Origin of the sequence: Chroococcidiopsis sp. SAG 2025, assembly GCF_032860985.1 — a bacterium.
In the GTDB taxonomy this organism is placed as follows: Bacteria; Cyanobacteriota; Cyanobacteriia; order Cyanobacteriales; family Chroococcidiopsidaceae; genus Chroococcidiopsis.
Map to the genome: position 1 here is coordinate 2,215,957 of NZ_JAOCNC010000001.1, position 18,328 is coordinate 2,234,284.

10 protein-coding genes and 4 pseudogenes are annotated in these 18,328 nt (G+C 46.1%); 6 read left to right on the forward strand and 8 right to left on the reverse strand.

The genetic code is table 11. The features are described from left to right. Nucleotides 1-223: 223 nt before the first annotated feature. The 3 genes and pseudogenes from N4J56_RS10690 to N4J56_RS10700 form a co-directional block, all read left to right on the forward strand. Nucleotides 224-1,286, forward strand: a pseudogene (locus N4J56_RS10690) (IS630 family transposase). After that, the gene (locus tag N4J56_RS10695; protein ID WP_317106442.1) at nt 1,216-2,097 is read left to right on the forward strand and encodes a hypothetical protein; all 882 of its coding nucleotides are present in this window, start codon (nt 1,216-1,218) and stop codon (nt 2,095-2,097) included. Before N4J56_RS10690 ends, N4J56_RS10695 begins: the two are co-directional and overlap by 71 nt. A gap of 190 nt (nt 2,098-2,287) precedes the next feature. Then, nucleotides 2,288-2,539: pseudogene (locus N4J56_RS10700) on the forward strand (DUF1830 domain-containing protein); the annotation flags it as partial. A 147-nt stretch (nt 2,540-2,686) separates the two neighbouring features. Here the strand turns inward: N4J56_RS10700 and aqpZ are convergent. Next, on the reverse strand, nt 2,687-3,466 hold the full coding sequence (gene aqpZ / locus N4J56_RS10705) for an aquaporin Z (protein WP_410500316.1): 780 nt from the start codon (nt 3,464-3,466) through the stop codon (nt 2,687-2,689). 857 nt (nt 3,467-4,323) lie between these two features. Between aqpZ and N4J56_RS10710 the strand changes: the two genes are divergently transcribed. After that, nucleotides 4,324-4,719, forward strand: coding sequence for a CAAD domain-containing protein (locus tag N4J56_RS10710; protein ID WP_317106445.1), 396 nt, complete (start codon nt 4,324-4,326; stop codon nt 4,717-4,719). A gap of 23 nt (nt 4,720-4,742) precedes the next feature. Here the strand turns inward: N4J56_RS10710 and N4J56_RS10725 are convergent. Next, nucleotides 4,743-7,555, reverse strand: a pseudogene (locus N4J56_RS10725) (PAS domain S-box protein); the annotation flags it as partial. 88 nt (nt 7,556-7,643) lie between these two features. Between N4J56_RS10725 and N4J56_RS10730 the strand changes: the two are divergent. Next, a complete protein-coding gene (locus tag N4J56_RS10730) occupies nt 7,644-8,912 on the forward strand; it encodes an IS701 family transposase (protein WP_317104593.1) in 1,269 nt (422 codons plus the stop codon). Nucleotides 8,913-8,930: 18 nt separating this feature from the next. Here N4J56_RS10730 and N4J56_RS10735 read toward each other — a convergent pair. From N4J56_RS10735 to N4J56_RS10745, 3 genes and pseudogenes are all read right to left on the reverse strand, one after another. Then, a pseudogene (locus tag N4J56_RS10735) lies at nt 8,931-11,177 on the reverse strand (ATP-binding protein); the annotation flags it as partial. 554 nt (nt 11,178-11,731) lie between these two features. Then, nucleotides 11,732-13,966 (reverse strand): glycosyltransferase family 9 protein, encoded by a 2,235-nt coding sequence (locus tag N4J56_RS10740; protein ID WP_317106449.1) that lies wholly within the window; start codon nt 13,964-13,966, stop codon nt 11,732-11,734. A gap of 5 nt (nt 13,967-13,971) precedes the next feature. Beyond that, nucleotides 13,972-14,808 (reverse strand): glycosyltransferase family A protein, encoded by an 837-nt coding sequence (locus tag N4J56_RS10745; protein ID WP_317106450.1) that lies wholly within the window; start codon nt 14,806-14,808, stop codon nt 13,972-13,974. A 139-nt stretch (nt 14,809-14,947) separates the two neighbouring features. On the opposite strand from N4J56_RS10745, the gene N4J56_RS40920 reads away from it, so the two are divergent. After that, nucleotides 14,948-15,025 (forward strand): DUF4351 domain-containing protein, encoded by a 78-nt coding sequence (locus N4J56_RS40920; protein ID WP_410500470.1) that lies wholly within the window; start codon nt 14,948-14,950, stop codon nt 15,023-15,025. On the opposite strand, the gene N4J56_RS10750 is transcribed toward N4J56_RS40920, so the two are convergent. The 3 genes from N4J56_RS10750 to N4J56_RS10760 form a co-directional block, all read right to left on the reverse strand. Further along, nucleotides 14,997-16,100, reverse strand: a complete 1,104-nt coding sequence (locus N4J56_RS10750) for a glycosyltransferase family 9 protein (RefSeq protein ID WP_317106451.1) — start codon at nt 16,098-16,100, stop codon at nt 14,997-14,999. The genes N4J56_RS40920 and N4J56_RS10750 overlap by 29 nt on opposite strands. Nucleotides 16,101-16,157: 57 nt before the next feature. Further along, the gene (gene rfaE2 / locus N4J56_RS10755; protein ID WP_317106452.1) at nt 16,158-17,630 is read right to left on the reverse strand and encodes a D-glycero-beta-D-manno-heptose 1-phosphate adenylyltransferase; all 1,473 of its coding nucleotides are present in this window, start codon (nt 17,628-17,630) and stop codon (nt 16,158-16,160) included. Nucleotides 17,631-17,714: 84 nt separating this feature from the next. Beyond that, nucleotides 17,715-18,302 (reverse strand): HAD family hydrolase, encoded by a 588-nt coding sequence (locus N4J56_RS10760; protein ID WP_317106453.1) that lies wholly within the window; start codon nt 18,300-18,302, stop codon nt 17,715-17,717. Nucleotides 18,303-18,328 lie beyond the last annotated feature (26 nt).

The following is an 18,328-nucleotide window of genomic DNA, read 5'->3' on the forward strand; positions in this document are numbered from 1 at the left end:
TCTAACTTAATCAACCTATTAAATACCTGAACTTACTTATATCGACAACTCTCGATATATCAAAGAACATACTGAAAGCACAAATTAATTGTCCTGTTAATGCTGAAAACTTATTCGTTTAGTCGTCGCTCTCTATTATTATTAATATTTGGTTTACTAAGTAGTAGGGCATAATTAAACGTAAGATAGAGAAAAGCCAAAAACTTGCTGATTTTGACCACTCATGCCTGCTCCTTTACGTATCGTTTTGACAGAGTCAGAAGACCGGACGTTGAGTGAACTTCGGGTTGCCAAAACCGTTGCTCAACGTACCCGAGATCGAGCACAAATGCTTCGACTCAATGCTCAAGGATGGGTAGTGCCAGCGATTGCCGAAATTTTTGAGTGCCAAGAGCAGACAGTGCGCGAAACCATCCGCCGTTGGCAGCAGCAAGGGTTAGGTGGATTATGGGATGCTAGTGGACGAGGAGCTAAAGCCAAATGGCAAGAAGCAGACATGGCCTACCTAGAACAATGCCTAGAGCAAGAAGCCAGAACCTATAATAGTCAACAGCTAGCCCAGAAGCTAGAGCAAGAACGACAGGTAAACCTAAGTGCTGACCGGATTCGCCGCATTCTAAAAAAAAGGGCTTTAGTTGGAAGCGGACTCGACACTCGCAACGGGGCAGACAAGATCCTGAGTACAAAGCACTCAAGCAAGCTGACTTAGACACACTCCAACTAGCTGCCTGTGAAGGGTACATTGACCTGAAGTATCTTGACGAATCGGGATGTTGTCTGGAAAGTCCAGTCAGTTATAGTTACTCTCGCATTGGAGAGCAGAAACACCGAAGAGCAGGTCAAATCCTATGGAGACCGCATTAGTATTCTAGGGATATGGCAACCAGAGCAGTCGTTTGACTATGCTCTGGTACAAGGCAGTTTCCACAAGGAACGCTATGTTAAAGTGATGAACGCTCCTTGCCCAAAAGAGTGAGCAGACATTGCTACAAACCGGACGGCTCACAGTCGTGGTGCAAGATAATGGTTCGGCTCATACCAGTCATCTTGCCCGTGAGCACTGGCAGCAGTGGCAGTCGAAAGGGCTATATCTCTTTTTTCTCCCCCAATACAGTTCACATATGAATCTGATTGAAGCGCAGTGGCATCAACTCAAAACCCATGAAATAGCCGGAAGGATTTTTGATAACGAGTATGATTTAGCGAATGCCATGATTGAGGGCATGGAGAATCGAAGTCAACAAGGGGGATGGACACTGGAACGTTTTATGTTTAAATCTGCCTAGCTACTTACTAGCACTTTTCATATCAGCAGCTCAGATCGTAACAGCACATGCCACAGCGATTAAAGTTAATGCGATCGAGAAGAGCGGCTTACATCAAACACTCGTGCAAGCAAATCCAGATAATCTTGATGAAAATTCGGTGGAGCTAATCATCAGCGATATGCAGGGTCAGCATGAAGGTAAGATGCGCGGAGTACCAGCATCATATGACTGGTCGCAAGCTCCAAGAGTCAAGTTGGGTAACAATCCTGGGGAATTGCAAGCACTAATTGGATGGGGGATCGTCAACGAAGCTGCCGAGGGCAATCCAGCTGCAAATACTCGTGTCGAGATAGGAGAGATTCACACCTATCTACTACAAAAAAGTAACAACCGATGGTTGGCTTTGCAGAGTTCTATTCCTGTAGGAGCTGCATTTAGGGAAGACTTTGCAGGAGGCATCACTATTCCTGCGGATATTCGGCAGGAGCCGCAAGGCACTATCTCAGTTACAGCGGGCAATGGATATAATTTTCATTTTTGGTCCAGAAACAGAACAGGAATAGATCCAAACGATGTCGCAGGTGTGTTTACAACGTTTAGAGCCAGATTAATTCTGGATAACCCTAGTCAACCAGACGATCGCGATCGCGCGCGATATCTTGCTTTAGCTGGAGCCGATTACTGGTCAAATGTTTGTTCATCCAGTGGCGAAAGAAATGCAGATGCTGCTATCGGCAAAGCCAAGTATGTTACGCGAGAATGGAAATATTTCAACATGACAACAGCATCTCCAGAAGTTCTCAGAAACAATCCTCCTCCACTGGAGTAGCAGATTTTGACGCATCGGCGTTAGGAACTAGCGCCCCTGCCTATGGAGGCTCTGTAAGTCTCAAGCGTGGATTTTTCACGTCCACGTTTGAGCAGAAGCCTGTGCAGTAGGAAGCCTGCGATCTTCTTGCAGGTAGTTTACGTTAGCATATGTCAAATTTGTTTTGGCGCTGTTGCCAGGAGGCAAAACTATGGCTCAGATCGTAGACTCCTTACCTGATGAGTACCAAGAGCGCATTTTGTGCAACTATAAGAATGCAACAAGTGGAATTCAAATTGCACGGATTACGAATATTCCTCACTGGTACTTGGAGCGAGTTGTATTTCCCGGTCAGCACTTGCTATTTGAAGCAATCCCAGAAGCGCAGTTAGAGATCCATAGTGCTAAGATAGCTAGCGCTATTCCTGCTGACACCATTCTTTGCGAACAATTGCAAGTTGATGCAGGCGAAGAAAATAACTAGATCGGACAGATCTGCTCTCACGCTTGAAGCAGCACTATAGGCTGGCATGGCACGGTTGATAAAGGGCGCGGCTGTCCTGCACCCTTTATTCAGCTTCAGAGAGATGAATAGCACTTAAATAGTTATTCAGCGTAGTGTTTTAATTGGCTCGGCAGGTATTCGCTCTTTCCTTGACTCGGCAAAGAAACTAGAGTAGAAAAAACCTGCTAGGACTGCCCCTAAAATTGGAGCTAGCCAAAACAACCAAAGTTGAGCAATATGCTCCAAGCCAGCAAAAAGTGCTGGACCCGTGCTGCGAGCAGGGTTGACTGAGGTATTAGTTACAGGAATACTAATTAGATGAATTAAGGTCAGTGCTAAACCAATAGCAATGGGAGCAAAACCTTGGGGAGCGCGGCGATCTGTTGCCCCTAAAATCACCATCAAGAACATGAAAGTCATTATGACTTCTGTTAAGAAGCAAGCTGCTAAAGAATAACCACTGGGTGAATGTGTACCGAAACCGTTTGTTGCCAACGGGTTTGAGCCTGTGAGAGTGAAGCCCGCCTTACCGCTAGCAATTAAATAAACAACTCCCGCGCCCGCGATCGCACCTGTGACTTGGGCAATGATATATGGCAGTAGTTCAGAACCAGGAAATCGCTTGCCAGCCCAAAGTCCGAAAGTTACAGCTGGGTTGAGATGGCAATCAGCAACGTGTCCTAATGCATATGCGATCGTCAGTACCGTCAAACCAAAAGCGATGGATACACCAACTAGTCCGATTCCTAATGGGGCTGCTGTCCCTTCACCTAGTTTTGCTGCACCTGCCGTAAATGCTGCTGCAAGTACTGCACTACCACAACCACCAAGAACTAGCCAAAAAGTCCCAATCGACTCCGCTACGCACCGTTTCATAAGTGCCATGTTCATCTATTCCTTACAGTGAGTAAAAAGTTTTTTACGCAACAGATAAAGACAAACTTTTGAGTGAGAAGTGAAGCTTCTTCTCAATCAAAAACGAGTTTGTATTGTATCGTTTTATGCCAGATGCAAAGTAGCTAGAGTATTGCCCTACCTCACAATGCATTCATAAGTTAGAGGACAGATAACATACCTGTTTCCGTACACTCTACGCTTGAATTGAACACACTTTACACTTAATTGAAAGCGAGTTTTATCTACTGAAAGAGATAGTCTAATAGTAGTACTAATGAATGCAGTAGCTGCTCGTAGCCATTTTCACAAACGGGAAAGATTCAATCTGAATTATAAATCTGCCCGCAACTTCTGAATATGTCGGGATTGATTACAGTAATCTAGCAAGCGAGAGCGAGCATTTAGCTTTTTCATCAATCTAGGCATTCTATTCCAGGAGACGTTAAAAGTTAATTTGACTCAAACAGAACCAGTAGCAGAAACAACTCGAATATCTGATGCCAACGGACGATCGCTCAGAATACTTCTACTAATTTCTCAGTGTGAGGAAGGTAGAAAAAACACATAACTTACGGTAGAAACAGCAAGCTTAGTTATCAGTTAGCTTAATGGATATATTGCATCAGATGCAGCAGTACGAGCGTGCATCGAACATCAATATCAAAAGCAATAAGTAGGCAAAACTGGAGGATATGCCGATGATAGGAATTGTTTAGAGAGCACAGTTACCCCTGCTCAACTGAAGAGGTAAGCAGGTAATTATTTTCATCAATCATCTTTTAGCTAACCGCCAATAGCAAAGCAATCGAGAGAAAATCTGTATATTTTCTGACAAGGAGATCCACATGCAACAGACAGAATACATGACCGACACTTCAGAAGTTAGAGAAACATCAGAATCTACATCTCTAACAACACCATCGACTGCAAAACAACTTGAAATGCAGGGACGGCAGATCGGTAACAATATAGTTGCTTTTTTTACGGCACTACCGCAAAACATTCGTAGCTTCTGGCAACAATACAAACAACCAATTACAAACATCCTTTTGATTTTGCTTGCCTTAATTGCAGTGAGAGTGTTGTTTGCAGTCTTGGCGGCTCTCAACAGCATTCCACTATTAGCACCAACGTTTCAACTAATCGGAATTTTATATTCGGTGTGGTTTGTCTATCGATATCTGCGGACAAAATCTAATAGGGAGGAATTGGCAAGTAAGTTACAGTCACTTTTTGAATAAACGCTCGGATTGATGTCTGTTGACTATCGATCGCACAAAGCGGCGATCGCCTGCACTAACTGCTCTGGTTCTACAGGTTTTGGCAGATGCAGCCCAAATCCTGCTTGCAGGGCAAGTTGGCGATCGCACTCTCCAGCGTAGGCAGTTAGGGCAATTGCCGAAACTTGCCCCCCTGCTTGCGGCGATCGCTGCCTGACTTGTTGCATTAACATGTAGCCATCGACATCTGGCATTCCAATATCGCTAATCAAAACGTTAGGGACGAAGCGATCGAAGATAAGCATTGCTTCTGCTGCCGACGCTGCAACCTGCACTTCTGCCCCATACTGTTCTAAAACGATTTGAGCTAAATTCAGCATATCGACTTCATCATCTACGACTAACACGCGAATACCTTGTAAAGGACAAGGAAGAAAGGATGAAGTCACGCCTTGCTCGCTTATTTCTCCACTATCATCCTGAAGCAGAGGTAAACTGACGGTGAAAGTTGCGCCCTTTCCTTCTCCAAGGCTTTGTGCTTTAACTGTACCTCCATGTAACTCGGTGATGTGGCGTACAATCGCCAGTCCTAATCCCAGCCCACCAAATTTTCGCGTTATCGTCCCATCCTCCTGGCGGAAGTATTCAAATACGTATGGTAAGAAGTCTGGATTAATTCCTTTTCCGGTGTCGCTGATTTGGATTTGGGCGTATTGTGGAGAGTCGGGAGTTGGGAGTCGGGAGTCGGGAAAGAGTGGTGAGTGGTGAGTGGTGAGTGGTTTTTCTCCCCAGCCCCCAGCTTCCCCCCTGCTAAGTACTCCCTGCTCCCTTCTTCCACCAGCGAAACCTCAATCCGTCCCCCAGACGGGGTGAATTTGCTGGCGTTAGAGAGTAAATTCCAGACAATTTGCTGGAGACGATTTGCATCCCCAGCGACTAATCCTACCTTGGGGGCAAATTGAGTTTGAATCTGAATGTTTTTTGCTCGTGCTGCCAACCGCACGGTTTCTATAGCTGCCTCAATTGTAGTGGTTAAGTCGATCGAGGCGATGTTGAGCGCCATTTTTCCTTGTAATATGCGCGAGACATCTAACAAGTCTTCAATCAGTTGCGTTTGTAGTTTGGCATTGCGCTCGATCGTTTCTAGAGCGCGATCCGTTGCTTGTGCGTCAAATTTGCGAGAACGCAGCAGTTTTACCCAACCTAGTATCGGGTTGAGAGGAGATCGCAATTCATGGGATAGTACAGCCAGAAACTCATCTTTGATTCGGTTGGCGGCTTCGGCTTGCTCGCGGGCAGCTTGTTCGCGGACAAGAAGTTGTTCTCGCTCTTGCTCGGCTGCTTTGCGATCGGTTACATCCCGGGCTACGCAATACAGGATTTTTTGTTCGATAAAGGGGGCAACACTCCACGAAATCCAACGGTAGGAGCCATCTCGACAGCGGTAGCGATTTTCAAACCCCACGGTTGGAATGCCCTGTGCGAGTCTTTGCGCTTCATTGCTCGTCATCGCTCGATCTTCTGGATGGACAAACTCAATGTAAGGCTGTGCGCTTAGCTCTTGTGCCGTGTATCCCAATGTCTCCGTCCAAGCTGGATTCGCTTGTAGGAAGTACCCATCCATATTGATAATTGCCAGCATATCGCGGGACAATTGAAAGAAGCGATCGCGGTCTTCCTCTGCCCGTTTGCGATCGGTAATATCTATAACTATGCCTAACAACCGAGTCGGCTTGCCAGTGGAGTCACAGTAAACGCTGCTGCGTACCCAAATCCAATGAATACTCCCGTCGGCGTGAACGATTCGACATTCAAAGTTCCAATTGGTGTTGCTGGAGAGAGTTTGTTGAAACGTCTCGTTCACAAAGGTGCGATCGTCGGGATGCACGCGATCTAGAAAGATTCTGTAGCTCCATTCTGGCAGCAGCGACTCATAGCCAAAGATCTGGTCGTGTCTGAGCGAACGATGAGCGGTGTGGGGTTCTGTCGTGAGGTCGAGATCCCACTCGCCAATTTGAGAGGCATCTAACATGAATCGTAGTCGGGCCTCACTCTCGCGCAGGGCGGCTGCGGCTTGAATTTGATCGGTGACATCCCTAAAATACATGGTGATACCGTTCGCAGCGGGGTAAGAGCGAACTTCATACCAGCGCTGGTGATCGGGATAAAACTCGGTCAAAGACTCAGCGACGCGATCGCGCATCACCCGGCGGTGCATCTGCTCAAACTTGCTATCGCTAACCCCTGGAAATTCCTCCCAAAAGATTTTCCCAATTAGATCTCCTGGAGTGCGATCGACCAGCGTGTAGGCAGTTTGATTGACGTAGGTGAAGCGCCAGTTCCGATCGAGGGCAAAAAATGCATCCGTGATACTCTCTAAAATCTTGCGGCTTTGCTCCTCGCTTTGGTGCAAAGCTTGTTCTGCCCGTTTGCGATCGCTAATATTCCGATAATAGAGGGAAAGCCTGCTGGATGAGGGGTAAGCGTGAACTTCAACCCACATGTCGTATGGTTGATAATATTCCTCAAACTCAACCTTGACTTGCTCGAAGAGCGCTCGACGATATTCAGATTCAAACCGACTGCCAATTGTATCGGGAAATACTTCCCACAAAGTTTTACCCAGCAACTCGTCTGGTGTCTTTTGCGTCAATCGTGCCGCTGCTGGGTTGACATAGGTATAGCGAAAATCGCGATCGAAGGCAATAAATGCATCTGTCACCCGTTCGAGTATGACTTGTTCCCGTCGAGCTGCTTCTTGCCGCATTTGCGACAGCTTCAAGGTTGCTTCGACTCGCGCTAACAGCTCGCGGGCAGAAAAGGGTTTGATCAAATAATCATCGGCTCCGGCTTCTAATGGGACTTTGTAAGAAAGATGGAGCAAATTGAGCTAGAATGCGGGTAGGAGTTGCGTTTTACGTCAGTCTCGACAGGAGCAACGTAAGGTGAAAGATCAAGTACCAGCAGCGATGCCGCAGTGCTTTGAGAACTGGTGTCGTCGGTTTGATGATGTATTTTCGCGTCAGAAGCAGCGGCAGGAATTTCGTGTTTATCTAGGGGGACTGCTGGGTGAGAGTCAGCGCAAAAACCTGAGCCAACTGGTCACAAATACAGTAGATGGCTCCTACAACAGCCTCAGACATTTTCTCAACAATGCCCCTTGGGATGAAGTCAAGCTAAATAATCGGCGGTTGGAGGTGATGCACCAGTGTCGCCAGACGACCCCGAGTCAAGGTTTCACATTGATTGTAGATGATTCGGGACATCGCAAAAGTGGTGCGGCTACTGATGGGGTAGGACGGCAGTACATTGGGGAGATTGGCAAGACTGACAATGGTATTGTGCTGCTGACTACCTACTTGTATGATGGAGTGCGACGTCTGCCGTTAGATGTTGCACTCTATCAACACGCAAGTTTATTCGAGCAAGGCAAGGCAGACCCCAACTTCCAGAAAAAACCTGACCTGGCTCTAGACTTGGTTGACCAATGCTTGAAGCGCGGTTATCGACCGGGTGTGACTGTAATTGATGCAGGCTACGGTAATAACACGCCTTTTCTCAAGCAGTTGGAGTCGAGAAACCTAACTTACGTGGCAGCAATCGCCAAAAACCGCCAAGTTACTGCTCAAACATCAGGTGATGAGTCTGCTCGTAAGCAGGGATTAGAAGCTATTGCTCAAACCTTGGCAGTGGAGCAGTTCACACCTGTGCAACTCAATCTGGAGCAGCCCCGGACAGTTTGGGTGGCGCTGTTACCAGTTCACGTTCCGAAGCTCGAAGGCACTCGCTGGCTGGCGATTCAACTCAATGCCTCTAGTTTCGAGCAAGCGACGGAGGTGGATTACTTTCTCACCAATGCCTCTGACAACCAAGTCAGTGCGGCTTGGGTAGCTCAAACATATTCTGCTCGCAACTGGGTGGAGGTCTTCTATCGAGAAGCCAAGGGCTGGTTGGGTTTGAGTGAGTATCAAGTTCGGGATGCTCTGAGTATGAAGCGTCATTGGGTTTTAGTGTTCATCGCTTACACCTTCATCCTTTGGCATCAGTTGACCGGCGGATTCCGCAGACGTTGGGCAACCAAACCCTTACAAACCTTTGCCGAAGCATTGGAGGCATTCCGCACCGCAGTCGAGTTTCGTTTGGTCCGCTGGCTTAATGAGCATGTTGATGTATTTGCCTCTCACAGAGCTAAGTTCGGCTATATTTGGGCTTAGAAAGTTTTAAAGTCCCACTAATCCTTCCACTCGTGCCTCTTCTCCTGCCCGTGCCGAGAGTAAAATTATTGGCACTTCCCTGGTTTGGGGATCGGCTCGTAGTGCTTGCAATAGTCCAAAACCATTGAGTCCCGGCATCATTACGTCAGTTAATACCAAGTCGGGAATGCGATGGTCGCGATTTAGCGTGCCACCTTCGGCATCGCGAATCGCAGCCAAGGCAGCTAATCCATCTGACACGGCTTCGACTTCGTATTGCTGACTCAATAAACGCTTGACATAATCGCGCATATCTGCATTGTCGTCAGCGAGGAGAATGCGGGTAGAAGAAGTGGGAGTCGGTAGGGGCGGGTTTAGAAAACCGCCCGTACGGGAGTCGGGAGTCGAAATATAAACTTCCTCTCGCCCCTCACTCCCCGCTCCTCGCCCCTCCTCAGAAGGTAGCCAGCGCAATGCTTCTTCAACATAGGGGGTTACACCTAATGCGGTTGAAGCTAGGGTTCGCGGCATACCAATTCGATCTGGAGGTAAATGAGCCGTTCCGGTAGGAATCGACACGGTGAAGCAACTGCCCGATCCTAGAACGCTGGTGACTTGCACCGTGCCACCGTGCATTTGTACCAATTCTCGCACCAAAGATAATCCAATGCCCGATCCTTCAAAAGTGCGTCCCTGCGCTCCTTTAACGCGGTGAAAACGTTCAAACAAGTGGGGGATTTCGGCGGCGGGAATTCCGATTCCCGTATCTTGTATGCTCAACTGGACGCGATTGCCCATCCACTGTAAGCTGACGGTAATTTCTCCAGCCAGCGTGAACTTGAAAGCATTAGATATCAGATTCAAGACAATCTTTTCCCACATTTCCCGATTCACGTACACGGGGGAAGGTAGGGGCGGGCAGTTGACTGATAAACGCATTCCGGCTTTTTCGATCGCGGCACGAAAGACGCTGGCTAGATCGGCAGTCAAGCTAGCCAGATCGGTCGATTCGTAGGAGGCTTGCACTCGTCCAGCTTCAATTCGAGAGAAATCGAGTAGCGTATTCACCAATTTCAGCAAGCGGAGTCCGTTGCGCTGCACCATTTCCAATTGCTCTCGATCTTCTGGTGGTAGGAGATCGGAGCAGCGGAGCAAGATTTCCTCTAAAGGACTCAACATCAGAGTCAGTGGGGTACGAAATTCATGTGACACATTGCTGAAAAAAACAGTTTTGGCGCGATCGATTTCTGCTAAAGCTTCCGCCCGTTTGCGTTCTTCTTCATAAGCTTGGGCGTTGGCAATACTCGCAGCAATTTGCGCTGCTATCAGATCGATAAATCCTTTATAGTTATCGTCGAACAGCCGAAACGGGTTCAAACCAGCAACTAATATCCCTGCCTTCCCCGTCTGACCGGATGGGGCGATTGGTACAGCTACGGCTTGATGAGGTGATCGCTGCCAAGCACCCATCGGCAGGTCGCTAAAATGCGATTCCAAATCGGAAACTAGAAATGCCTGTTGTGTTTTTAACACATGGGTAAACTGCCAAATCGAATCCTCGTCCAGTGCGACTGTTTCGGGGGCTACTGCATGTCCCCGCTCGATCCCGCTCGTCCCAGCCAGAAAAAGGCATTGCTGCTGTGGATCGACTAAATATATGGCAGCGAAGGGAAGATCGTAGAGATTGGTTTCCAAACAGCTAGCGCTCAGCGTACAAGCTGCATCAAATGTCCGTGCATCTGCCGTTTTAGCTGCTAGCTCTTGCAACAGCGCCAACTGACGTTCGCCGATGACGCGCTGCGTGTCGTCCGTGTTAGCGCAGATAATGCCCCCAGTGCCACCGTCGTCATCGGGAATTGGGCTATAGGAGAATGTGTAATAGGTTTCCTCTGGATAGCCGTTGCGCTCCATGACGAGCAACAGCGATTCGTCGTAGGTTCCCTCATTGTTGAGCATTGCCGATTCTGCTCGGGGACTGACCCAATCCCAAATTTCGCGCCATACAACAGCAGCAGGTTGTCCTAACGCCTCTGGATGTTTGCCACCAGCAATAGACTTGTAGGCATCGTTGTAGAGATTTATTAGCTCCTCACCCCACCAGACAAACATGGGTTGGCGAGAGGTCAGCATAATCCGCACGGCGGTTTTGAGGCTCTGCGACCACTGCTGCGGCGCACCCAGCGGCGTTTTCAACCAATCTTTTTCTCGCATTCTTGCCCCCATCTCGCCGCCACCGAGCAAAAAACTGGTATTGGCATTGCTGGATGATATTGACTCTTGCCTCATTCTTTCTCTCTGCCGCTCTACTTCTGAGCCATCTCTGAGCTTAGTTTTAGTTGCCGCTGCTGGCTACTAATTTTTGGCTGTTCGAGGGCGATCGCTTGTATCAGTAAAGGCTCTAGAGAAAGGCGCATAAGTCCAGGCAAATATGACACAGATATAATTTATTTCATACTAACCCCCATAAGATAGAAATAAGTTTCTATCTTAAGATAGAATTTTGTAATTTTTAGCTATTTATAGGATTCATATTTGATTTTTGAAATACACGTAGGGTGCATTAGCCTTTGGCGTAACGCACTACTCTAAGTCTGTGGTGTGTTACGTGACGCGATAACACGCCTTACTTGTACCTACACTTGAGTACTAAACTTAATTATAAAAAAGATTTCCTTTCTTGAACTGGGATGCGGCAGTCTGGAGTAAATCGATCGTCGATCGCTTGATCGACTTTTCGATAATCTTCTAAATAAAATTCTTAGAAAATTGAAGCAGCAATACGCTCGATTTTGACTTTTAACTTTTGACTTTTGAATTGTTCTAGTAGGTTCTTGTACCCGCTAAAATTTTGAATTTTGAATTTTGAATTTTGAATTGGTTCGATCGAGCATTTCCAATCCAGCTGCAATCACCTCCTCTGGGGAAATATCTAAGCATTCCATGTTGTAGGGACAGGTGAAGGCATAGCAAGGACTGCAAACTGTGGGACGGCGGAGGAGTTTAACGGGAGCGTGGCGAGGTTGCCATTGAGATTCGAGTTCAGTACCAGCAAAGAGAATGACGCTTGGAGTGTTGGTAGCATCAGCAATATGCATGGTAGATGTGTTATTGGTTAGAACCAATCGGGCATTGGCAATCAGGGCAGCAAATTCAGCGAGACTAGTCGCACCAATCAGATCGATCGCGTCACCTAAAATATCGAGTAAGGGACGGGCGCGATCGCGATCCTTATCGGTTCCCGTGACGAGAATAGGTAAACTCGTCATTTGAGATAATTGACGGGCTGCTATCGCAAAGCGGCAATCGTCGTAGTTGCGAGATTGGCAAGTCGTCCAGGGATTGAGCAAGATGTAAGAATTTGGGATTGCTGCGGTTATAGTTTTAGGAACGTGCAAGCAGAGACGGCGATCGCGCACTTTAAACCCAACTGCTTCAATTAAGCGCAAATTCCGCTCTACTTGGTGAGTTTCATCTGGCATAGGGTCAACCCAATCCGTTAATATTCCTTGTCCCGACTCCTTTGACTCGCCTAAGCGCAGTCTAATTCCGGCTAAATAGCACGCTAAAGCGGCTGGGTAAGGGCTTTGGCTAAAACTAGTCAGAATAATCGCCGCATCAAATTGACGTTGGCTTAAAGTCTCAATCAGTTGCCATTCTCGCGCCGGATCGAAGTCCAATCGTCCTAAATCTTGCCACAGGACTCGCCAGGGTAAGACTTCATCCACCCACGGCAGCAGAGGTTGCGTTAATGCCCCGGCTGGGCTTGCCATTAAGGTTAATTTGGCTGCGGGGAGATTTTCTCTAATCGTCCGCAGGACAGGACTAGTCATGATGACATCACCAATATTATCTAGGCGCATAACTAGGATGTTGTGGAGATCCCCCCAACCCCCCTTTTTAAGGAGGGCAGTAGTTTCTCGTGTCTCTGCTGGAGGTGGGGGGGCATTAGTTGCTTGCGCTTCTAGTGAAGGCAGGGGGGTAGCAGTTTCTCGCGCCACTTCTAACTCCCCCCTTTTGAAGGGGGACAGGGGGGGATCGTCGAGACGCTCCTGCCAATCCAAGAATTTCGCTGCTGCTGCCAAAACCGATGCAACAGATATATCCTCCGTACAGGAGTGCCAATCGAAAGGACAAACACCACTGTACCAACAGCTTTGTTCGGTAAAATTGCGAATGACTCGTTCGGAACATTCGGAATAACCCTGCAAATTGATATGAGGTGCGGGTTGTCCGTAACGTCCGTGCCAAGCAGGACCGAAAAGGGTAATGGTAGGCACGTTAAGGGCAGCAGCGATGTGAGCGAGTCCAGTATCAACTGCGATCGCTAAATCTGCCTGAGATAAACCAGCTGCGAGTTCCCGCAGGGTTCCCCGTTGCCAAATTCGTGCTGTCTTGCCAATTTCTGCCCCAATCTGCCGCGCCATATCTTCATCATCACCTCCAGCAACAACAATGGTGGCGTTATACTTCTGTTGTAAGGCTTTGCCGACAGTAATGAAATTCTGTGTTGACCACCGCTTGATTGGCATTGCCGAATCGGGAATTAGAAAGACCAAGGGACGGTATGCGGCTCCAAATGTTTGTCGAGCTGTAGCTATTTCACTGTCTAGCAGGTGAATCAGATCTCCCCAACCCCCCTTGTTAAGGGGAGCTAGGGGGGATCTGCCGTGGCGTAGTCCAGCAATTGCAATTAAACCCTCTTCAAACAAAATTTGACAAAAGCGATCGCTTATGAGTTGATTATCGGGCGGGTTGCGCCATAAATTCGTCACCGTGCGTTTAGCACCGCTATTGTGAATTAGCTCGGCGATGCCATCATAATTGACATCAGAAACAATCAGATCGAAATTCTGTTGAATGAGAATCTGCTCGACCGATTGACGCGCTGCTCCTCGCTGAGCAAAAATGACTTCATGTATGTGGCGATCGCTTTGTAGCATTTCGCCACCTGGAGGAAAAGTCAGCACCGCGATCCGTGCTTGAGGATGGGACAATGCCAAAGCTTTAAGCGCAGGTAGCGCGATAATTAAATCCCCAATTCCTCCCAATAATTCAATAAATAAAATTCGCTTCACTTTGACTAACAAATAGGTAATAAGTGTGGCGCGTCAACGCTGCGATCGCTAATTGTGGTTGGTAATTCTTGGTGATATGCTCCGGAAGGGAGTAAACCGCAACCGCCATATTTTGCCATCAGCCGCAATTGTACTAACACGTCCTCGCCGCAAGCATGGAGAGGAAGTTCTTGCCAAAAGTTGTATCCGCCGACATCTAATAATTTTTGGCGATCGTAGATAGCGCAACCGCTTGCCCAGGCTATACGATATTTACGCGGGCGATCGCTGGTAATGTCAAAGCGCTGTTGAATATGATACAAATTTGCTGCATTGTGCAAGCGCCAACGTTCCCAAGCTGGCGTTTCAGATTTCACGACTTCTGGCGTTACTGGTGTGTCCCAAAACTCAATATTTTGTTCGTGGGGACGTATATCGTTAATAAAACTAAGACCAATAAATGCATTTCCTACAAAACCGCATTTTTCCTCTTGGATAGCTGTGAGTAAATTTTGTACGACATAAGATTCTAAAAACACATCATCATCTAAAAAGATGACATAGGTAGCACTTGCTTTGTTTAATAAAAATTGGCGTTGTTCTGCAATGCCACGACGAGGTAAATTCTTGTAAGTTTTGACTAAATGTCCGTGGACTTCAAGTACTCGCATCACTGCTTGTACTTCTTGCGTTTCAGATATATTTTGATTTTCAGTTTGATCGGAAATAATTACCCGAAAATCTCGACAAGTTTGGGCGCAAAGACTAGCTAAAGTTACCGCTAAAGCTGCTGGGCGATCGCAGGTTGGAATTAAGACATCAATTGTTCTATAATCATTTTTCGTCACAATTTGGCTCCACATAGAAAATTGAGTTACGATAACGCCTGTAAATATTTAGCCTTTGAGGTTTGACACAAATTTAATCCAACAGTTGTTCAGGAGAGAAATATAGCATTACTCCTGAAATTGAGGCACAAATTCAGACATTAACTATTTCTAGTTGGAAGCATTAGCAGAAGCCCTCCTAGATTTTACAGATGTTACCGCTCTCACAACTTGGTTGCGCGAACAGGCATAGCTGGCTGGCGAACCTGTAATAGTTCTAACGCAGCATTTACGACTCTTTCAGGTTCGACTAGGCGCAAGCAGTGGTAATGTCCTTCAGGACAAATGCTTTTATAACAAATTCGGCAAGGAACGTCGTGAAAAATGACACGATTGAGAACTTCCCAAGGGGTGTGTTGCGGGTTAGTTAAAGCATAAAGATCGACAACTGGTGTACCAACTGCGGCAGCAATATGTACGGGTGCAGTATTATTAGATATTAATAAAGGTGCTGCTTCTAATAATGCAGCAAGTTCGGATAAGTTCAGTTTATTCACAAGGGAAAAAGAAGGCGATCGCATCTGCAAGCGAATTGATTCAACGAGTTCTATTTCTGATTCGATACCTGTAAAAATAACTTGAATATTATAGTCTTGCACTAATTTACGTGCCGCGATCGCAAAACTTTCTGGAGGATAGCGACGAGAAATTGCTGTTGCACCTGGATGTATAATAATCCAAGGTTGCTTAAATTTAATTCCGATTTCCTCAAGTAAGTTTTGAATGTTCTTTTTCGCAATTTCTGGTATCTGTACTCTCAAGCGTTTATCTTCAACTTTACTACCAACCCTAGCTACTAAATCGATTTGGCGTTGGACTTCGTGACGGGTAAAACTTTCCGGTTCGGGATCTTTAATCCAATTGGTTAGTAATTGATAAGGGTTTTCATGACAATGCGCTAATCGCAGTGGAATACCTGCCATATAGCATAGAAAGGCAGTAGGTAGAGGACTTTGACTGTAAACCGTAAAAATGACTGCTGCATCAAAATTTCTTGCTCTAAGTTCGGAGATAATGACATATTCAGGCTCGCTATTTTGACGTGTTGCAGTTGCTTTTAACCAGGGAGAATCGTAAACAATTAAGTCATCAATATCTGACAAAAGTGGTGCAACTACAGCACCTGCTGAAGAAGTCATTAAGGTAATATGGCGATCGCAATCGGAAGTTTTTAAAGCACGGATGGCGGGAGTTGTCATAATCACATCGCCAATCGTGTCTAGTCTGACACAGAGAATTCTTTTGGCGGTATTCCAGGTTGGTGACATAAATATTTATATTTTTGTGTCGCGCAAAGACGCAAAGGCGCAAAGATGGCAAGGTAATTAGATTGAGGGGAGTTTGGAGAAGGTTTGATAGATGCGGTTGACTATTGCGGTTGTAGAAATGTTACTGACGTAAGGTAAGATTTTGACTTCGCCGCCTAGTTCTTCTATTAGAGGAACTTCGGGTAGCATTTCTGGGGTGTAGTCTCCTCCTTTGACGTAAATATCAGGACGGATAATTTTAATCAGTTCGCTAGGGGTTGATTCGGCAAAAGGAATGACATAATCGACGCTTTCTAAAGCAGAGAGGATTGCCAAGCGATCGCTCAAACAATTCACAGGACGATTTGCTCCTTTTAACTGTCGAATACTCTCATCTGAGTTAACACCAACGATGAGAATGTTGCCTAATTCTTTTGCTTGTTTTAAATAGGTAACGTGTCCGAGATGTAGAAGATCGAAACATCCATTGGTAAAAACAATTTTGTGTTTCCAGTTCCGGTGTTCTTGGATCGTAATTACTAGCGAATCGCGGCTGACAACTAGTTTCTTATTATTGGAAAGAGACTGGTGTAATGCTGATAAGCTACAAGTTGTCGTACCTGGTTGAGTTACCACAATTGCTGCTGTTGCAGCTGCTATTGATGCGGCAAGTTTTCCTTCTGCACCTGCGGCTAAGGCAAGGGTTAAGCCACTTACGAATGTATCTCCTGCACCTGTTGCTTGGCTGTTGGACGTGGGATGGGAAGGGATAATGTAGGGCGGATTGTTACGCTCAAAAATGATGGCTCCCTCGGCATCTAGGGTGACTGCGGCGAGTTGAGTGTTAATTAAATCGAGTAGTTTTTCTCCCCAGCCTGCGATCTGTTGAATTCGTTCTTTTCCTTTTATGGCTGAGATTCCCAATAGTTGAATAGCTTGTTGATAGTTAGGTTTAATTGCAGTGATATTAACGGACTGATAGTTTTTCAATTGTTTAGAATCAACAACTACAGTTCGAGGATATTGTGTCTGAAGTTTAGCTATTGTTTCAATAATTCTTGGGGTGAGAATTCCACCACTGTAATCTGAAATTACAATTGCGTCACAAGTTGAATAAAGACGATTTAAGTTTTCGATGAGTTGGTTTTCAATTTGAGGATCGATGATTTCTGTACTACCGCGATCGCACCTTAAAAGTAATTGAGAGTCAGAGGAGATGCGTTGTTTAAGTAAAGTTTGCCTTTGGGTGGAAGCGATTAAGTTATGAGTAGAAATTCCTCGTTCTTGAAGAGTTCGTTTTAAGCGATCGCCTTCTTCATCATTGCCTATAACTGATAGAAATGATACCCTTGCTCCTAAACGAGCGAGATTTGCTGCTGTATTTGCTGCGCCTCCAGGTACGTCTTTCAAGCTACTGATATCAACAATGGGAACGGGTGCTTCTCGGCAAAGGCGGTTAGAGGTTCCTTCTAAGTAACAGTCTAACATTGCCTCGCCAATAATAAGAACGTGCAAGTTTGTCCATTTATCGAGATATTGTTGGGCAATCATAATTTATATTCCATAGTTTTGTTTTTGTGTCACGCAAAGGCGCGAAGGCGCAAAGGGTTTCTCGCGTTCTAGATATGAAGAATGTTAAGAATAGGTGTGTTTTTTCTGTGGAGGTGAGCGATCGCTTGTCATAATTACCGCAGCAGCTTCCCGTAAGTTATTTACGATAAAGTTGGGTAATCGCGATCGCGATAGTTGCCATTCGGTTTCGTTACCGTTGTCAATTAAAATTGTGCGGCAACCTACTGTATTTCCTGCTTCAATATCATTTAAAATGTCACCAATCATCCATGAGCGATCTAATTTAATTGAGTGTTCCTTTGCTGCTTTTTTCAGCAAGCCAGGATTAGGTTTACGACAGTCGCAATCAATCGCAAATTCTGTGATAACTCCTTGAGGGTGGTGAGGACAATAATAAAAACTGGCTAGAGAAACACCAGCAGTAGCCAATAATTGCCGCAAATGTTTCTCTACATTTATGAGAGCGCTTTCTGGAAAGTAGCCCCGTGCTATACCAGATTGGTTTGTAATAATAAAGATTTGGTAGTTAGCAGCGGCTAACATTTGCACTGCTTCTAATGCACCTGCACAAAGTCGGATTTTATCTGGATCGATGTTGTAAGGAACATCTTCAATTAAAGTACCATCTTTATCCAGAAAAACTGCTTTCATATTTAGTAGGGAGCAGGGAGCAGGGA